16 protein-coding genes are annotated in these 14,748 nt (G+C 47.0%); 11 read left to right on the top strand and 5 right to left on the bottom strand.

What is annotated here, in order from left to right:
- Positions 1-3: 3 nt before the first annotated feature.
- From C2M17_RS00880 to C2M17_RS00925, 10 genes are all read left to right on the top strand, one after another.
- A complete protein-coding gene (locus C2M17_RS00880) occupies positions 4-621 on the top strand; it encodes a DUF3164 family protein (protein ID WP_105198998.1) in 618 nt (205 codons plus the stop codon).
- Positions 622-630: 9 nt separating this feature from the next.
- Positions 631-1,056: a hypothetical protein gene (locus C2M17_RS00885; RefSeq protein ID WP_105198999.1), complete on the top strand. Its 426-nt coding sequence runs from the start codon at positions 631-633 to the stop codon at positions 1,054-1,056.
- Between the two features lie 12 nt (positions 1,057-1,068).
- A complete protein-coding gene (locus tag C2M17_RS00890; RefSeq protein WP_105199000.1) occupies positions 1,069-1,248 on the top strand; it encodes a hypothetical protein in 180 nt (59 codons plus the stop codon).
- A 23-nt stretch (positions 1,249-1,271) separates the two neighbouring features.
- Positions 1,272-1,814, top strand: coding sequence for a hypothetical protein (locus tag C2M17_RS00895; protein WP_105199001.1), 543 nt, complete (start codon positions 1,272-1,274; stop codon positions 1,812-1,814).
- A gap of 2 nt (positions 1,815-1,816) precedes the next feature.
- Positions 1,817-2,902, top strand: a complete 1,086-nt coding sequence (locus tag C2M17_RS00900) for a phage head morphogenesis protein (RefSeq protein WP_105199002.1) — start codon at positions 1,817-1,819, stop codon at positions 2,900-2,902.
- A 559-nt stretch (positions 2,903-3,461) separates the two neighbouring features.
- On the top strand, positions 3,462-3,842 hold the full coding sequence (locus C2M17_RS00905; RefSeq protein WP_105199003.1) for a response regulator: 381 nt from the start codon (positions 3,462-3,464) through the stop codon (positions 3,840-3,842).
- Between the two features lie 5 nt (positions 3,843-3,847).
- A complete protein-coding gene (locus tag C2M17_RS00910) occupies positions 3,848-4,756 on the top strand; it encodes an AAA family ATPase (protein WP_105199004.1) in 909 nt (302 codons plus the stop codon).
- 1 nt (position 4,757) lies between these two features.
- On the top strand, positions 4,758-5,747 hold the full coding sequence (locus tag C2M17_RS00915; protein ID WP_158683952.1) for a DUF58 domain-containing protein: 990 nt from the start codon (positions 4,758-4,760) through the stop codon (positions 5,745-5,747).
- Positions 5,740-7,677 carry a transglutaminase family protein gene (locus C2M17_RS00920; protein WP_158683953.1) on the top strand — a complete coding sequence of 646 codons (1,938 nt, stop codon included), beginning with the start codon at positions 5,740-5,742 and terminating at the stop codon, positions 7,675-7,677. The genes C2M17_RS00915 and C2M17_RS00920 overlap by 8 nt, the downstream gene beginning before the upstream one ends.
- 2 nt (positions 7,678-7,679) lie before the next feature.
- Positions 7,680-8,996, top strand: coding sequence for a Na+/H+ antiporter family protein (locus C2M17_RS00925; protein WP_105199007.1), 1,317 nt, complete (start codon positions 7,680-7,682; stop codon positions 8,994-8,996).
- Between the two features lie 194 nt (positions 8,997-9,190).
- Here C2M17_RS00925 and C2M17_RS00930 read toward each other — a convergent pair whose 3' ends face one another.
- The 3 genes from C2M17_RS00930 to C2M17_RS00940 form a co-directional block, all read right to left on the bottom strand.
- Entirely contained in the window at positions 9,191-9,628 is a 438-nt protein-coding gene (locus C2M17_RS00930; protein WP_105199008.1) for an acyl-CoA thioesterase, read from the bottom strand.
- Positions 9,621-10,400: a M23 family metallopeptidase gene (locus C2M17_RS00935; RefSeq protein ID WP_442792591.1), complete on the bottom strand. Its 780-nt coding sequence runs from the start codon at positions 10,398-10,400 to the stop codon at positions 9,621-9,623. Before C2M17_RS00935 ends, C2M17_RS00930 begins: the two co-directional genes overlap by 8 nt.
- A 72-nt stretch (positions 10,401-10,472) precedes the next feature.
- Positions 10,473-11,330, bottom strand: coding sequence for a 6-carboxytetrahydropterin synthase (locus tag C2M17_RS00940; protein ID WP_105199009.1), 858 nt, complete (start codon positions 11,328-11,330; stop codon positions 10,473-10,475).
- Positions 11,331-11,568: 238 nt separating this feature from the next.
- Between C2M17_RS00940 and fabA the strand changes: the two genes are divergently transcribed.
- Positions 11,569-12,084, top strand: coding sequence for a bifunctional 3-hydroxydecanoyl-ACP dehydratase/trans-2-decenoyl-ACP isomerase (gene fabA / locus C2M17_RS00945; protein ID WP_105199010.1), 516 nt, complete (start codon positions 11,569-11,571; stop codon positions 12,082-12,084).
- A gap of 60 nt (positions 12,085-12,144) precedes the next feature.
- On the opposite strand, the gene rmf is transcribed toward fabA, so the two are convergent.
- Both rmf and C2M17_RS00955 read right to left on the bottom strand, forming a co-directional pair.
- On the bottom strand, positions 12,145-12,315 hold the full coding sequence (gene rmf / locus C2M17_RS00950; protein WP_105199011.1) for a ribosome modulation factor: 171 nt from the start codon (positions 12,313-12,315) through the stop codon (positions 12,145-12,147).
- 472 nt (positions 12,316-12,787) lie between these two features.
- Complete coding sequence (locus tag C2M17_RS00955) at positions 12,788-14,605, bottom strand: protein kinase domain-containing protein (RefSeq protein ID WP_105199104.1); 1,818 nt, start codon at positions 14,603-14,605, stop codon at positions 12,788-12,790.
- Positions 14,606-14,748: the final 143 nt, after the last annotated feature.

The following is a 14,748-nucleotide window of genomic DNA, read 5'->3' on the forward strand; positions in this document are numbered from 1 at the left end:
CCCATGACAAACCCAATCCCCGAAGGCTACAAACAAGACGGCAAAGGCAACCTGGTAGCTATTGCCAACATCAAACAAAATGACTTGATCAAAGACGAGTTTGTGCAAAAAGCCGTAGCCCTGGCCGAAAAGCAACAAGCAGAGCTGGCCGCGTTTAAACAGGCACAAATGCAGGAGGTTGACGATTTTATCGAGCTGCTTGCCCAGGAACATGAAGTAGAGCTGGGCGGTAAAAAGGGCAATGTGACCCTGCGCTCGTTCGACAACAAGTTGTCTGTAAAAGTGCAAACCCAGGAGCGCATCGAGCTTGGCCCTGAGCTGACACTGGCCAAACAACTCATTGATGAGTGCCTGGAAGAATGGACCGCCGACGGCAACCAAAACATTCGCGCCATTGTCAGCAAGGTGTTTTCAACCGACAAGCAAGGCTCGCTTAATCCGCAGCGCATCCTATCGCTTCGTAAGCTCGAAATTGCGGACGAGTCGGGCAAGTGGCAAAAGGCCATGAACATTATTGCCGAGTCGGTTGGGGTAGTGGACTCAAGCCGATTTATTCGCTTCTACAAGCAAGACGCCAATGGCCATGACGTTGCCATTTCGCTAGATATCGCCAAGTTGTAGGAGGTTCCTATGCCCATCACAAAAGAGCAATGGAGCGAGATAGAAACAAACTTAGCGGGAATGCTTGGCCATGCACGATTCAAGCTCGGGGATCATGAAATCTCTGTGCAGCGAGTTAAGAAATCTGAGTCAACAACCATGCTAGCCGTTTACATCGACCATGAAATCAAAGGCGAGTGGTATACAAAATCAGATAGCCGCCCCAGCTGCTTAGAGCAAGTGTGGCGTAAACGTACCTTCAGTGTTTTTAAGGCTGCTGACATCAAACGCATAGAGAAGGCGTTTGGTAAACGCGATGCCAAGAAGCACTACCCAAACTTGTACGAAAAACGTGAGTTCTTCGACTGCTCATTTACTACTGCAAAGTCGCTGGTACGCCAGTTCAAGCGGATTGAAGGGTTAGAGCTAATAGATACCAACAGTTGCCAATTTTAATAGGAGAAAGCTATGAGTGAACAAGTCCCATCTTTAAAACCTTCTCAAGATGAGCGGAAAAGAAAATTGCTTGAGTATATGCGAGAAGCAGAAAAGCTAGCTCATGAATACTTTGTAAATTGCGAGTTGGGCCCTGAAAGAATCGCTGCAGCTCAAGTATATGAAAACATCAGAAACGCCACTCGCGTATAACATTAAGGCACTAGGAGAATCCTATGGAACCGATCACAATAGCGCTTGGGCTAGCCAAGCTCACCGGCCTGGATAAAAAAATTGGGCAGTGGATAGGGGGCGATAACGGCGAAGCGGTTGCTTCAAAAGTCGTTAACATTGCGCAAACGCTCACCAATAGCGCTACGCCTGAAGAAGCTTTAGCCCGTGTTCAACAGTCAGAAGAGCTGCAGAACCAGCTGAAGATGATGCTCGTTAACCGCGAGAATGAGCTTGATAAACTCGCTTTTCAAAACACCCAAAGCGCACGACAAATGCAGATATCAGCCCTTAACCAGGATGATAAATTTTCAAAGCGCTTCATCTATTACTACGCCTGGTTCTGGTCGGTTGTTACTGCACTATATATAGGCCTTATTACGTTCACCGAGATACCCGAAGCGTCAACGCGGTTTGCCGATACCATCCTTGGTTTTATCCTTGGTACCGTGGTTGCTTCGATACTTAATTTCTTCTTCGGTAATAGCCGCGACAATTCCCGCCGCAATGAAATTCAAGACATCCAACAGTCGTTAAAAGAGCAGTAACAATGCCTATAAGCGCTCCCCAATATGGCGATTTAACTCCTTTTAAAGAAGCGATCGCCTTTTTTCGCCAGAAAATTAAAGTGCCAACCGCTGAATACCGCGATATACGCGGCCTTATTCACTCAAAGGCTTTTACCGTTGCCGGCGTGACCAATATGGAAATGCTCACCGAGTTCTATAAAGCGGTGGACAAGGCCATTGCCGATGGCGAGACGATCACTGCGTTTAGAAAGCGCTTTGATAAAATCGTCGCGGACCATGGCTGGTCATATAATGGCAAGCGGGGTTGGCGCAGCGAGGTCATTTACCAAAACAATAAAAACACGGCGCGAGCTGCAGGGCGCTGGCAACAGCAAGAAAGGTTGAAAGGGCGCAGACCTTATCTTTTATATACCACTGCAGGTGATAGTCGGGTTCGCCCGGATCACAACCGCTGGAGCTACATATTACTGCCGCTGGATCATCCATTTTGGGACACCCATTACCCGCCAAATGGCTACGGCTGCCGCTGCAAAGTGGTCTCACTAAACAAACGTGATATCGAGCGCATGGGCTTGAAGGTTACAGACCCCAGCACCTTATCCGAGCAGCTTAAAACCTTCGATACCACTGATGCGGTTACAGGCGAGGTATTACAGAAGTACCCAGGTATAGATCTTGGCTGGGATTACAACCCAGGTAAGGCATGGCTAGGTGCAGACATTTCAGCCGGCAAAGCCATAGCTAAGCTGGATGGTGAATTACAAAAGATAGCGATTCCTCAGTTTAATGAAGCGGTGGCCAAGGCTAACGGCTTTTTAAGCAAACAGGTGGCGGCCATTGCAGCACAAAGCGCAACGCAAACAAGTAGCGCTGCCAATAAAGCATTTACCTTGGGGCATATGTCAGCTGATGCACTTGGAAAGCTGCGCATCAAGAACAAAGCAGCTGAAACGAGTACCGTGGTGATCACATCCCAGGTAATAGTAGAACTATTGCTAAATGCGGTGGCTACGGGCAAACAAATCCAATTGCTGCTAGGTGATGTCATTGTAGTGCTTGAGCGAGGATCACAATTTAACTCTGTAGTAGCAATCAGAAATCTTTAAAGCGGATTTAAAACGTATTTAAAGGGCGTTTAAAGTGAGTTAAACCCATCCAAAAATAAACGTCGAATGAGCAATAGTGAATGGGTTTTGAGATAGTTTGAACGGTGTTTGTCTAAAACTCACCGTAATCGATGTTTTATAAAATCGACGCGCGGATTGCCCGAATGCCAGTAAAATAGGACTTTGCAAAAACCAGATGGCCAAATTTTTCATAACCTCTGCATTCTAGAAATGAACAACCCCTTACAGAAATGAACAACCCCTTACAATTATAAATGCGCTATTTAACATAACATAAATTATAGGTTATTAAGGTTTATATGCAGCAGCAAGAATCCATACGCCTATATATGTCCAATACTAGACGGTATCGGACATTTCCATGCTTTATATAAGTATTATTCTACTCATCTCTATAGCACTAAGTATCACAGCGGCTATAGCTTCACGTTAAATGTCGATTAAATTCACGATAAGTGTTCAATCATGCCTTGGTTGTATTGAGCAAATGCGCCTTATCGCATAGTATTGTTTAAAACAGCAATAAAAAAGATGCATTATGGAGTTTGTTCGCCCGCTGGAGCCAATTCTGATTATCGATAATGATCAGTCCATGCGTAGTTCTTTAGCCGCGATTCTCACCGAACTAGGTTATGACCAGATCACCGGTAGCGCGGATATTAACGACGCTAAACCTTTACTCGCTCAACTCGATCCCAAGGTTATCTTCGTTGATATTGCCTTACCTGACTGCGACGGTTGCGACATTATCAGCTACCTGTCGGAGCTACACCCGCACAGTAAAATCATCCTTTGTGCCGACCATAATTCTTACGAAAACGTTGAGCACAACTGGGAATTTGGCGCCGAGGAATACATAAGTAAACCTTTTAACGCCAACAAAGTCGACATGGTTATGAAGCGTTTAGAGCTTAACTAATCCCTATGCAAGAAAAATTAAAACAACTGACGCTGGGTTTAGCGGATGTCATCTATGGCAAAGAACAACAAATAAAACTCGCCCTATGCGCCATGCTATCCCGTGGCCATTTATTGCTTGAAGACCTGCCTGGCATGGGTAAAACAACCTTGTCTCACGGTTTGGCGCAAACCCTAGGCATGAGTTATCAGCGTATTCAATTTACCAGTGACTTATTGCCCGCGGATATTCTCGGCGCCAGTATCTTTAACACCAAAGAGCATAAGTTTACGTTTCATAAAGGCCCTATTTTCAGCCAAATTGTGTTGGCGGATGAAATTAACCGCGCCGGCCCTAAAACTCAAAGCGCCTTGCTTGAAGCCATGGAAGAAGGCTGTGTCAGTATAGACTCAGAGCGTTATACCTTACCGGAACCTTTTTTCGTAATTGCTACGCAAAACCCGCAGCATCAATCCGGTACCTTTCCACTTCCGGAATCCCAGCTGGATCGCTTTTTTATGCGACTTAGCCTGGGCTTTCCACCGGCAGACGCAGAAAAACTGCTGATCAAAGGTCTTGGTCCGCAAAGGCATAAAGCAATAGAGCCTATTATCAGCTGCACCGAGCTGCAACAGATGCAAAATCACGTGGATAATATAAGTATCGCCAACACAGTGGTCGATTATATTCTCGCCTTAGTGACTCTGACTCGCCATGACCGTGATATTACCCATCCTTTATCACCGCGAGCCAGTATCGCTCTGGCCCAAGGCGCTAAAGCCTGGGCGTTTTTAGAAGGCCGGGATTATGTGATGCCGGAGGATGTGCAGGCGGTTTTTTCCAGTATCTGTGAACATCGCGTCAATCCACATGACAATTACAGTCAGGCCAGCGTGTGCGACGATATCTTGCGCCGGGTTAAGGTGCCGCTCTAGTATGACCGCCCTGCTGCGCAAGGCATTCGCCCCACTCCATCATCAATTACAAGATTGGCTGCTAAGGGATAAACATAAAACCACGTCGCTCACCTTAGGACACAGCACGGTATACGTGCTGCCCTCAAAACTGGGTTTTGGTTTTATCCTGGTGGCTGCTCTGAACTTTATACTTGCCGCCAACTATCAAAATAATCTGGTACAACTGAGCTCCTATTTAATGTTAGTGCTGGTGCTTATGTCTTTGATCCAATCCTACGCCAATATCAAAGGGCTGCAGTTGCAATTTAAAGAAGTGGCCAGTGGTTATGCCAATCAAGAACGCACTTATCGCCTCAGTCTGGCTAATCAGCAACGTAACAGCTATGCCATTCAATTACAGTGGCAAGGCAGCACGACTTTGGTTGAGAAGGTCGAAGATAGCAGCCAGGATGTCTCCATCCAGGGTGGGAAACAAGCGCGAGGCTATTATAAGGTACCGAGATTGAAGGTGTTTTCCACCTATCCCTTTGGTCTCGCAAAAGTATGGAGCTACCTCGATGCGAACGCCGATTATTATGTCTACCCTGCTCCTCAGCCCCATAATCATGGTTTAAGCAAGCAAGCACTTGATGACTCGCCGCAACAAAATTCCGGTGCTTTAAGCCAGTCCGGTAATGACGAATTCGATGGCCTTAAAGAGCACAAACAGCTCGCCGATTACCGACGTATTTCCTGGAAACACTTTGCCAAGCGAGAGCAGCTTTTAGTCAAAGAATTTATCACCGAGGCCGACGGCGCCTACGTAGTAGATTTTGAAAAGTTCCCTGGCGATGTTGAAAATCGTTTAAGCCTGATGGCTTACAGTATTGAGCAGGCGCAAATCCAACATATGCCTATCGCCATCGCACTGCCAGGCCTTATACTTGCCTGTAATAACAGTGATGAGCATTATCTCAAGGCGCTGCGTGCCCTCGCCCTTTATAAAAAGCGGGGCTCACACCATGAGTAATTTTGCCAGCAGCGCCCTTAGCTTTATTTATATTGGCATCCTGATGATGTTGTCGGCCGAGTTGCCGACCATGCTGTTGAGTCTGTTGCTCTTGTTATGCCTTTGGAACCTGCTATTAGCAAACAAGGGGCTCACACGCCCAGCCATGCTGGCAACCAACCTGCTGGCGGCGGCCTTATTGGCGGTACTCTTTATCACAGTAAATTTAAAACAAAGTGTCTTGTTGTTTGTGATCATGCTGCTGCAGGCAAGCATTTTAAAACTATTACAGGCAGAGAGTGCTAAGCAACAACAAACCGTGATAGTGCTGACTTTTTTCTCTATCTCAACCGTGTTTCTTTATCAGCAGTCCTTGTATAGCACATTACTTGTAGGCGTTTTTTTCATCACCTTAACCATTGCCCTGGCTAGCCTCAATGGCTTGCCAACCACACGTTTAGCCATGCGCAAGAGCATTTATTCGCTCTGTATTGCCGTACCTTTGGCAGCCTTGATGCTGGTGTTTGTGCCTAAAATGCCGGCATTTTGGCAGTTACCCGGCGCCAATACCGCTAAAACCGGCTTGAATGAGCGCGTCGACCCTTTTGATATCGCCAGTTTGGCAAAATCCGATGAACTGGTATTTCGCGCCGAGTTCAATGATGATCAAGCAGCTCCGCCTTATTATTGGCGCGCCATGTTGCATACCAGTTTTGACGGCAAGGCCTGGGTAAAGGAAAAAGCCCCGGCCTACGAGCGTCAAAATATAGATTGGCCCGCCTATACAGGTTCTGCACAAATATACCTGGAAAAAAGTGCCAACCCTTGGCTTTATACGCTAGGCGATGGGGTTAGCCCTGCCGCCGATGTCAGAAACATCAATGACGGTTTATTGCTGCGCCAAGACCCATCTGCGTCGAACTTTAAATATCCATTGCGTTATCGTCCACAATTGCCCGCGGCGCTAAGCCAATACGAATATCGGTACTACACCCAATTACCACTACAAGGCAACCCGCTGGCCCGTAACCTGGCCAAGCGTTTGCTAGCGAAAAGTGATAATGTCGACGCTTTTATCAGTGAGCTCTATAAGCATTACCGCTATCAAGGTTTTACTTATACCCTGACCCCTACACCCATTACCGGCAGCAACAGTCTGGATATTTTTCTCACTCAGACTCAGCGTGGCTTTTGCGGTCATTATGCCAGTGTCAGTGCCTTTATGATGCGCAGCGTAGGCATTCCTGCTCGTTTGGTATCCGGCTATCTGGGTGGAGAAAATGTCGGCGACAGTAATTATCTTTCTGTATATCAATACGATGCCCATGCCTGGGTGGAATATCACGATGGTGAACAGTGGCAACGTTTTGATGCCACCTCAGTGGTCGCTCCTGAGCGCCTGAATGGCTCTTTGTCTCAAGTCGACCAGCTGCAACAGGAGTTTCGCGCCAATCTGGATCTCGGACTATTACAGCTTAGTGGCTTTAAATCATTAAACTGGCTGCGGATTCAATTAGAGAAAATTGACTACCGCTGGACCAAATGGGTGCTTGGGTTCGACCAGGAAAAACAAAATAACTTTCTAAAAGAGTTGCTAGGCAGTCAGTTTGCACAATACAGTATGGCCCTTGTGGTTATTGGCATTGCCCTAGTATTATTTGTTATCTTGATCCTCAGTTCGCGCCACCGCAAGGTGCAATTGACCTTCAGTGCCAAGCAGTTGGCCAAGCTATTTAATGCCGCCGATAATTCATCCCTTTTATCACCAGAGCAACTGACACCCGTGGCGCAGCTAAACTATCTGGCAACGCATACGCCAAGACTTAAAACACAGATGGAGCAAATTTCTCGTTTTTACATCCAAGCCACCTACGAGCAGAAACCGCTCACAAAAAAACAGCGCTCAGAGTTTAGAAAAGTAGTAAATAAGTCAATAAAAATCATAGGGTAAAAATGAATTCAGTCATTGTCGGCGTATTTCTTATGCTGTTATTGACCCTGTTTCGGGTCAATGTCATTGTCGCCATGACGGTCGCGGCGCTTGTCAGCGGCTTGGTCGGTGGGCTTTCCCTTACCGATACTGTCACAGCTTTCAACACAGGTCTCTCCGGCGGCGCTGAAATAGCCTTAAGCTATGCCATGCTCGGCGCTTTTGCCGTCGCTATCGCCAAGTCCGGACTGACCAATTTATTGGCGGCGCGCTTATTGGTGTTAATGGGCAAAGAGCAAACATCGGAGCGTTTTTTATCCTTCGCCATTATGGCCGTGGTGCTGTTTTGCGCCTTAAGTTCGCAAAACCTGATCCCCGTACATATCGCCTTTATTCCGATTTTAATTCCGCCACTTTTGGCGATTTTTAATCGTTTGCAGATGGACCGCCGTGCCATTGCCTGTATTCTTACCTTTGGTTTAGCCACCGCTTACATGGTACTGCCCTACGGTTTTGGCGGTATTTATCTATACAATATTTTGCACCTTAACCTGGTTGAAAATGCCTTAGTTATCGACAAAAGTGCCGTACCACAGGCCATGATCATCCCTGCCATCGGCATGTTTGTGGGGTTATTGGTGGCTGTGTTTATCAGTTATCGTCGCAAACGTGAATACAATCACACCTTGGTGAGCGAGGCGAAATCCTTAGAAGTTGAAAACCCAGGCAAGGTATTACTGGTCGGCACCTTGGCTATTGTTTTATCCCTGATCGCCCAGTTTATGAGTCAGTCTATGATCCTGGGTGGCTTGGTTGGGGTTATGGTCTTTACCCTTTTTGGTATCGTCAAATGGCATGAAAATCAGGATGTGTTTTCTAAAGGCGTGGCCATGATGGCGATGATAGGCTTTATTATGATCTCCGCTCAGGGCTTTGCCGAGGTCATGAAGGCAACCGGCCATATAGATACTTTGGTCAGCGGCGCCGCAGATATGATAGCCGGTAATAAGCCCGTGGCGGCACTGCTAATCCTGTTAGTTGGCTTGATGATCACCATGGGCATAGGCAGCTCGTTTTCCACCGTGCCCATTATCGCCGCCCTCTTTGTGCCCTTGTGTTTGCAACTGGGTTTTTCACCCATGGCTACCGCAGCCCTTGTTGGGACAGCCGGTGCGTTAGGGGATGCCGGCTCCCCTGCTTCGGACTCAACCCTAGGGCCAACATCCGGCTTAAATGTCGATGGCCAACACGACCATATCTGGGATTCAGTGGTGCCAACCTTTATCCACTTTAATATTCCCTTAGTCCTGTTTGGTTGGGTAGCCGCCATGGTGCTTTAGACAAACCAAGTAAGATTCAAAAAGAGCCGCATCGCGGCTTTTTATCCTTTGTAATACCGCAATTTGTCATTCACTTGAAAAACTTTAACTAATGATTAGTTGGGAAAGCCAAGGTTGATTATGTCAAAACGATAGTATGATGTGTTCATTATGCGTGGGTAGATTAAAAAAGGGAGCCTTAGCTCCCATTCTTATTAGTCTTGAAATCCGTTTATCATTCGCTCGCAGACTACAGGAGTTGGCCTGTGGTTTTCATCAACGGCAACAAAGGTAAAGCTGCCACGAATGGCTAAATGCTTGTTATCTTTATGCATGGTCTCAAGGAAGATTTCGACATCCACCTTTAAGCTGGTGTTACCTACGTGTACTACCTTAGAAACTAACTCGGCAAAGGTACCGGCAGGAATAGCTTCTTTAAAGTCAACGCGGTCTGATGAAATGGTTACCAAAGGCTTGCGACAAAAGCGGGTCGCAGCGATAAAGGCGACCTCATCCATCCAGGCCAAGGCATCGCCACCGAACAAGGTGTTGTGGTGGTTGGTACGCCCAGGAAACACGGTTTTGGTTACATGGGTAATTGAGTCTTGAATACGCTGTGCAACAACGGCATCTTTATCTAGGGTATTAGTCATTCGTGTTAGCTTCGCTCGCTAAAGTGTCTATCATCATAAGTTGCGGGTCTAATCGGGTGTTAAACCAGTTAAAACGCCAGTCTAAATGCGGGCCTGTTACCCGCCCTGTGGCACCAATTTGGCCGATGCGCTCGCCTGTTTTTATCATTTCGCCTTTTTCCACCAACACCTTGTGCATATGGATATAGGTTGAACTGATACCGTGGCCATGATCGATAATCACAGTACCACCTGAGTAATATAGGTCCGGATGAGCGAACACCACGCGTCCTGGTAAAGGTGCATAAATGGGCGTGCCCGTCTTATTGGCGATATCCAAACCGAAATGAGGGCGTTTGGGCGTACCGTTGAAGTACCTTTGGCTGCCATACACACCAGAAATTCGACCTTTGGCTGGGCGATACACGGGCGCTATAAAATCTGTTAAGTCCGATTCATTGGCGCGGGCCTCACGAACCATGGCAGCGTCGCTGCGAATGCGCTGCAACACCTCTTTAGGTGGTTCTACGTACTTTTGCTCCACCCCTTCGATTTTATCTATCTTATATTCGCGTTGGCTGACGTTAAAGTCGAGTTGCTGCCAGTTACCCTGCTTATCAAGCCATTTTAGCTGCTGCTGTGGCTCGGCATCACGGTCTATACCAAAGACAAAATAGCCTTCAGCGCTGCGTTTAAGTTCACGCTCAGCAAACACGACTTTTTGCGCATGGGGCAATTGGCCAATAAGCATGGCACCTTGTGTCAATGTCCCCTTAACCAAGGGCTGTGGCAACTGCGCAGCCTTGGCCGCGGCCGGCGAACTACTGATACATGCTAGGTAATTAAACTCGAACAAATGAAGCGTTTAAGCATAACTGATGGATCCTTTCCCTACCCCTTCATAAGCCGTTACTTTAATCTGCTTGTCTGGGTATTCTCGTTTTAATTCTTGCGCCATAAAGTCGGCAATACATTCAACCGTGGTATCACAAGGGAGTATTTCAACGCGTTCGGCGCTAATGGCCAGCTCAAATTCGCCCTGAGTTGAGCGATAACGGCTGCAGAGGTCACCCTCTTTGGCTTGTATATGTTGCAGTTGCGTCGCTTCAACCTGATCTTCTGCACTAAGCAGGTAGATATCTTCCCAGCGATCAGCCCACTGTTTTTGCAGGCGCGGCATTGCCATACCATCGAGCTCCATACCCAGGGTGCTGCGATGACCATGAATAATACGCTGGCAATTACCGTCGTGCTTTTTCAGGCCGTGAGAATAATGATAATAGAAGCTATTGCTTGGCTCCGGGCGTAAATGCAAACCCATGCCGGTAACATTGGCCGGTAATTGCGGGGTGATCAAGGCAATAAGATGTGCGATTAAGGCCTGCTCATCAATGCGCGGCGCATCGATTTTGCTTACCGCTTGCAGCGGTGCACTCATGGCAAGGTGATGCTTGGCACCAAAATGCGCATCAAGAATCACCATGTCGTCATTTTCAATCAGGCTTATATCCGCCTGCATTGGCACGGCCAGGGTATGGTCGACGCTGTCATCGATAATGCGCTTTATCTGCTTTTTTACCAAGCCAAAATCAAGCACCATGGACTCATCATTCAAAGCACCATCCAGGGTCAAATCAACAATCCAACTTTCTCCTACCGGTCCACGGTCGGGACAAAAATATGAAAAATCGATAACGGTAAGATCGTTGACAAACAAAGTCATAGGTCAGCCTAACAAGCAATTGATAATTTTGCCCAAAATTATACAGAGGAAAGGGTTAAATTGCTGCCCTTTTGCGGATTTATTGAAGATTCTCGCCCCTTTAACAGCGACACAACGCCAGATTCACATAAATTAAATAAAAAACCTGTAAATCTAGGCCATTAAATGACTGCTCAGAGTTGTTTAGCGTACAGGTGTACGCTAAAGTAGCTGCAAATTTTCAAACAATAAGTGTGTTATGGAACGTAAGAATAGCTACTCGAAAGAAGACTTGGTGTTGTGTGGTGAAGGTAAAATGTTCGGCGAGAACAATTGCCGCCTTCCTAGCGACAATATGTTAATGATGGACCGCATCGTTTCTATTACCGAAGACGGTGGTGAGCATGGTAAAGGTCAAATCGTAGCCGAGCTGGATATTGACCCATCACTGTGGTTCTTTGACTGTCACTTCAAGGGCGATCCGGTTATGCCTGGTTGTCTTGGCCTTGATGCTATGTGGCAAATCGTGGGCTTTTTCTTAGGTTGGTCAGGTGGTCCTGGGCTAGGTCGCGCACTGGGTGTGGGTGAAGTTAAATTTACCGGTCAAATCCTACCTACGGCGAAAAAAGTAACCTATCGCATCGATATGAAGCGCGTTATTAAGCGTAAACTATTTATGGGTATGGCCGATGGTACTGTAGAAGTAGATGGCCGCGTTATCTATGAAGCGAAAGATTTAAAAGTAGGTCTTTTCCAAGATACCAGCGCGTTTTAATCGCCTGCATTAATAACGCTACAAAAAACGCCGCTTTCTAGCGGCGTTTTAGTTGAAAATTTAGACTTTAAATTGGGCTCGTTCTTCGATGGCCTCTCGCCACCCGCCAAGCCATTGTGATCGCGGGTCGAGCTGTTGGTAGGGGCAGTTTTCTTTTGAGCGGCCTGCCAAGCCAGCTTTATAACCTTGAGAATGGGCGCGTTCTAGACGATCACGTTTTTGTCTCTTCATAGGTAAAGTCCTCACCATTGTAGTTTCGTCATTTGTAGTGTTTTTATCATCTACAAGTAATGGATAATTAATAGAACTGTCACTTTAGATAGCCATACTTATCACCACATTGGGTTATTTCGGCTAAATGAGCAGTTATTGACTGCGAAAAAATAAGTGGCCGTACCTCTGTTTCTTCGACCGATTACATGGACTCCGTAATAAAGGCATCGTCGGTAGTGCTAAAACCCCGTGTAATTGACGGTAATATTTTTTTGCACAAAACGGACAATACTTACAACTACTGACAGCAAAAGCGACTAATAAGTTCCGCTGTCCCTAAGGTCAATCTGCCGTCTCTTGAGACAGTTTTCAAGTCTTATTTTTTTGTCTGACTAGATATAATATGTGCGGGCAATTGATAGAAAAGAAAAGTGGCGCAGATCTTTATGAAACTGCGCTGGCGTACCCCATTCTTATGTTAATTTTTGCATCAACTATGTTTTTTTGGGTTCTTTGATAAAAAATAATCCGGCTGTTTTGCGCACAGCGAAAACTCCCGAGTGTTCTTATAAGGCAGCTTCATAAAGCCTGCCACACCTACCCCGTCTATGCTCATGGCATACTGCATAATTTCATTCAGTAACTGGGTAAACCGCGCTTCCTGAGAGGCATCAAGCAGGCGATAATAATGGTGTATTTTCAAACGCTGAGCTAATGACTCAAAGATAATACAGCCGGTATGGTGAATTTTATTGAGCTCGAAAACGCATTGAATGATCTTTTTCGGCAGTTGCAACTGCTCGTCCGGATCCTTGCCATCCTCAAAGTAGGAGTGCGGCCTTAGCATTTCCTTGGTGGGAATATCCGTTACGTCATAACTCAGCTCAGGCAACTGCTCAAACACAAAGGCGCCGGTGTCGTCTCGCTCTACCTGAATAGTTTGCCTGGCATCAAACAGACAACACTTAAATAAGCCCTTTTGTTCTATGCCCTGGGCCAGTTTCACCGTGTTATCCACCGCATCCTGAAACGCCAGTTGCAGGGATTCGTCATAAAGGATCAGGCTGGACTCAACAAACAGGTTATCCTGTTTCCAGTGAAAACTAAGGCCGCCCACCACAGGGTATTTAGCCAGGCGGCTAATGGCGGCGAGAAACGCTTTTTCCGTGTCGCCGGTGTCGAACAGGAACTCCCGATAATACCGCTCTAATTGAGCATCATTCACATCGGTTAAGCGCTTATCGCTGTCGGCCTGGCGCAGAAACTGTTTACGCGAGCTATATACTACTGTGTCGGGCAAGATATCGGCCACTGAGCTCCAAAACGGGATCAGCGACTTAGAGGGTACGCGCTGCTGGACCGGCACAAAGGCTCGCGCCATGGCCGGCATATTACGAATAAAATAATCACCGGCCTTGTCCCGCGTGGTCTTGTCCTTACTGAGCATGCCATCGATTACCCTGGCGAACTCCACAGGCAGACCCAAAGAGCTCGCTGGAATAACCTGGGCGCCAAAGCGACATGACTGAGCCGAAGCCAGCGCATAGAGCGTTGACGCCACACCTTGCTCGTCAAAACGCGGCGACGATTTAGCACCCGACATCTGCTCATCACCGATAAAGTACACGTCCCCCATACGGGCATTGGTGTTGGTAATATCCGCCGACATTAAATCCATCACATTGGCACCCACTGGGTGTCCTTCGGCATCCAGCTGAGCATAGACGGAGCTGCCCCAATCGACCAAGGATAAGGTGCTGCTATCAGGGTCCCACACCAGGTTCGAAGGTTTAATATCGCCATGAACCACGGGCGTAGGTGTAATGCCGTTTCTATGCTGGCGCAGCAGCAAGAGTAATTGGTGTAATTGCAACCCCAGAGCCAACAGTTGTTTTGCGGATATCTTTCCTAGGCGCAGGGAGAAATGCTCCAGGTCGTGACCCAAGGAGCGTTCCATCATCAGGATCCCCTGTTTTTTAATACGCTCAAAGGCATAAAACTTAGGGATCATCGGATGGTCGAAGCGAGACAGCATATAGGCTTCGTCTTCAAGACGATCGCGCACCGATTGCGCTAAGGTAATACGGGAAAACTTAAATACCCACTGCTGCTCTTTGTCATCAACACCGGCAAACACAAAGCCATAAGCACCAGAGCCGATCAGCTCGACATCCCGATACCCCAGCATGGTCAGTTGCTTAATACAAATATTAAGCCATTGCTTATGTTTTTTTGCATCACGATGTGAGAGCAGATAAATGGACTGCTCTTCATTGATGTAAAAATTCGTGATCGGCCGTTGCGCCACCGCCACCTCAAGGTTTGTTAAAGTGCTAACTATCTGCTCAGTTTACGCTTTTTTTGAGCTATTCGAAATAATAGGAAACAAATTCGTCATTCCCGTGCGCTTGTTAAGGGCCACACATTAACGTATTCTTTTTGCTCAAAATA

It is taken from the genome of Pseudoalteromonas sp. T1lg10 (genome assembly GCF_002964545.1).
Classification (GTDB): domain Bacteria; phylum Pseudomonadota; class Gammaproteobacteria; order Enterobacterales; family Alteromonadaceae; genus Pseudoalteromonas.

What these genes read in the sequence shown, in the direction of transcription:
- C2M17_RS00940 (WP_105199009.1), bottom strand. Translation starts at nt 11,330, where the DNA reads ATGACTTTGTTTGTCAACGATCTTACCGTTATCGATTTTTCATATTTT.
- C2M17_RS00925 (WP_105199007.1), top strand. Translation starts at nt 7,680, where the DNA reads ATGAATTCAGTCATTGTCGGCGTATTTCTTATGCTGTTATTGACCCTG.
- C2M17_RS00910 (WP_105199004.1), top strand. Translation starts at nt 3,848, where the DNA reads ATGCAAGAAAAATTAAAACAACTGACGCTGGGTTTAGCGGATGTCATC.
- fabA (WP_105199010.1), top strand. Translation starts at nt 11,569, where the DNA reads ATGGAACGTAAGAATAGCTACTCGAAAGAAGACTTGGTGTTGTGTGGT.
- C2M17_RS00930 (WP_105199008.1), bottom strand. Translation starts at nt 9,628, where the DNA reads ATGACTAATACCCTAGATAAAGATGCCGTTGTTGCACAGCGTATTCAA.
- rmf (WP_105199011.1), bottom strand. Translation starts at nt 12,315, where the DNA reads ATGAAGAGACAAAAACGTGATCGTCTAGAACGCGCCCATTCTCAAGGT.
- C2M17_RS00915 (WP_158683952.1), top strand. Translation starts at nt 4,758, where the DNA reads ATGACCGCCCTGCTGCGCAAGGCATTCGCCCCACTCCATCATCAATTA.
- C2M17_RS00900 (WP_105199002.1), top strand. Translation starts at nt 1,817, where the DNA reads ATGCCTATAAGCGCTCCCCAATATGGCGATTTAACTCCTTTTAAAGAA.
- C2M17_RS00880 (WP_105198998.1), top strand. Translation starts at nt 4, where the DNA reads ATGACAAACCCAATCCCCGAAGGCTACAAACAAGACGGCAAAGGCAAC.
- C2M17_RS00885 (WP_105198999.1), top strand. Translation starts at nt 631, where the DNA reads ATGCCCATCACAAAAGAGCAATGGAGCGAGATAGAAACAAACTTAGCG.
- C2M17_RS00890 (WP_105199000.1), top strand. Translation starts at nt 1,069, where the DNA reads ATGAGTGAACAAGTCCCATCTTTAAAACCTTCTCAAGATGAGCGGAAA.
- C2M17_RS00920 (WP_158683953.1), top strand. Translation starts at nt 5,740, where the DNA reads ATGAGTAATTTTGCCAGCAGCGCCCTTAGCTTTATTTATATTGGCATC.
- C2M17_RS00905 (WP_105199003.1), top strand. Translation starts at nt 3,462, where the DNA reads ATGGAGTTTGTTCGCCCGCTGGAGCCAATTCTGATTATCGATAATGAT.
- C2M17_RS00895 (WP_105199001.1), top strand. Translation starts at nt 1,272, where the DNA reads ATGGAACCGATCACAATAGCGCTTGGGCTAGCCAAGCTCACCGGCCTG.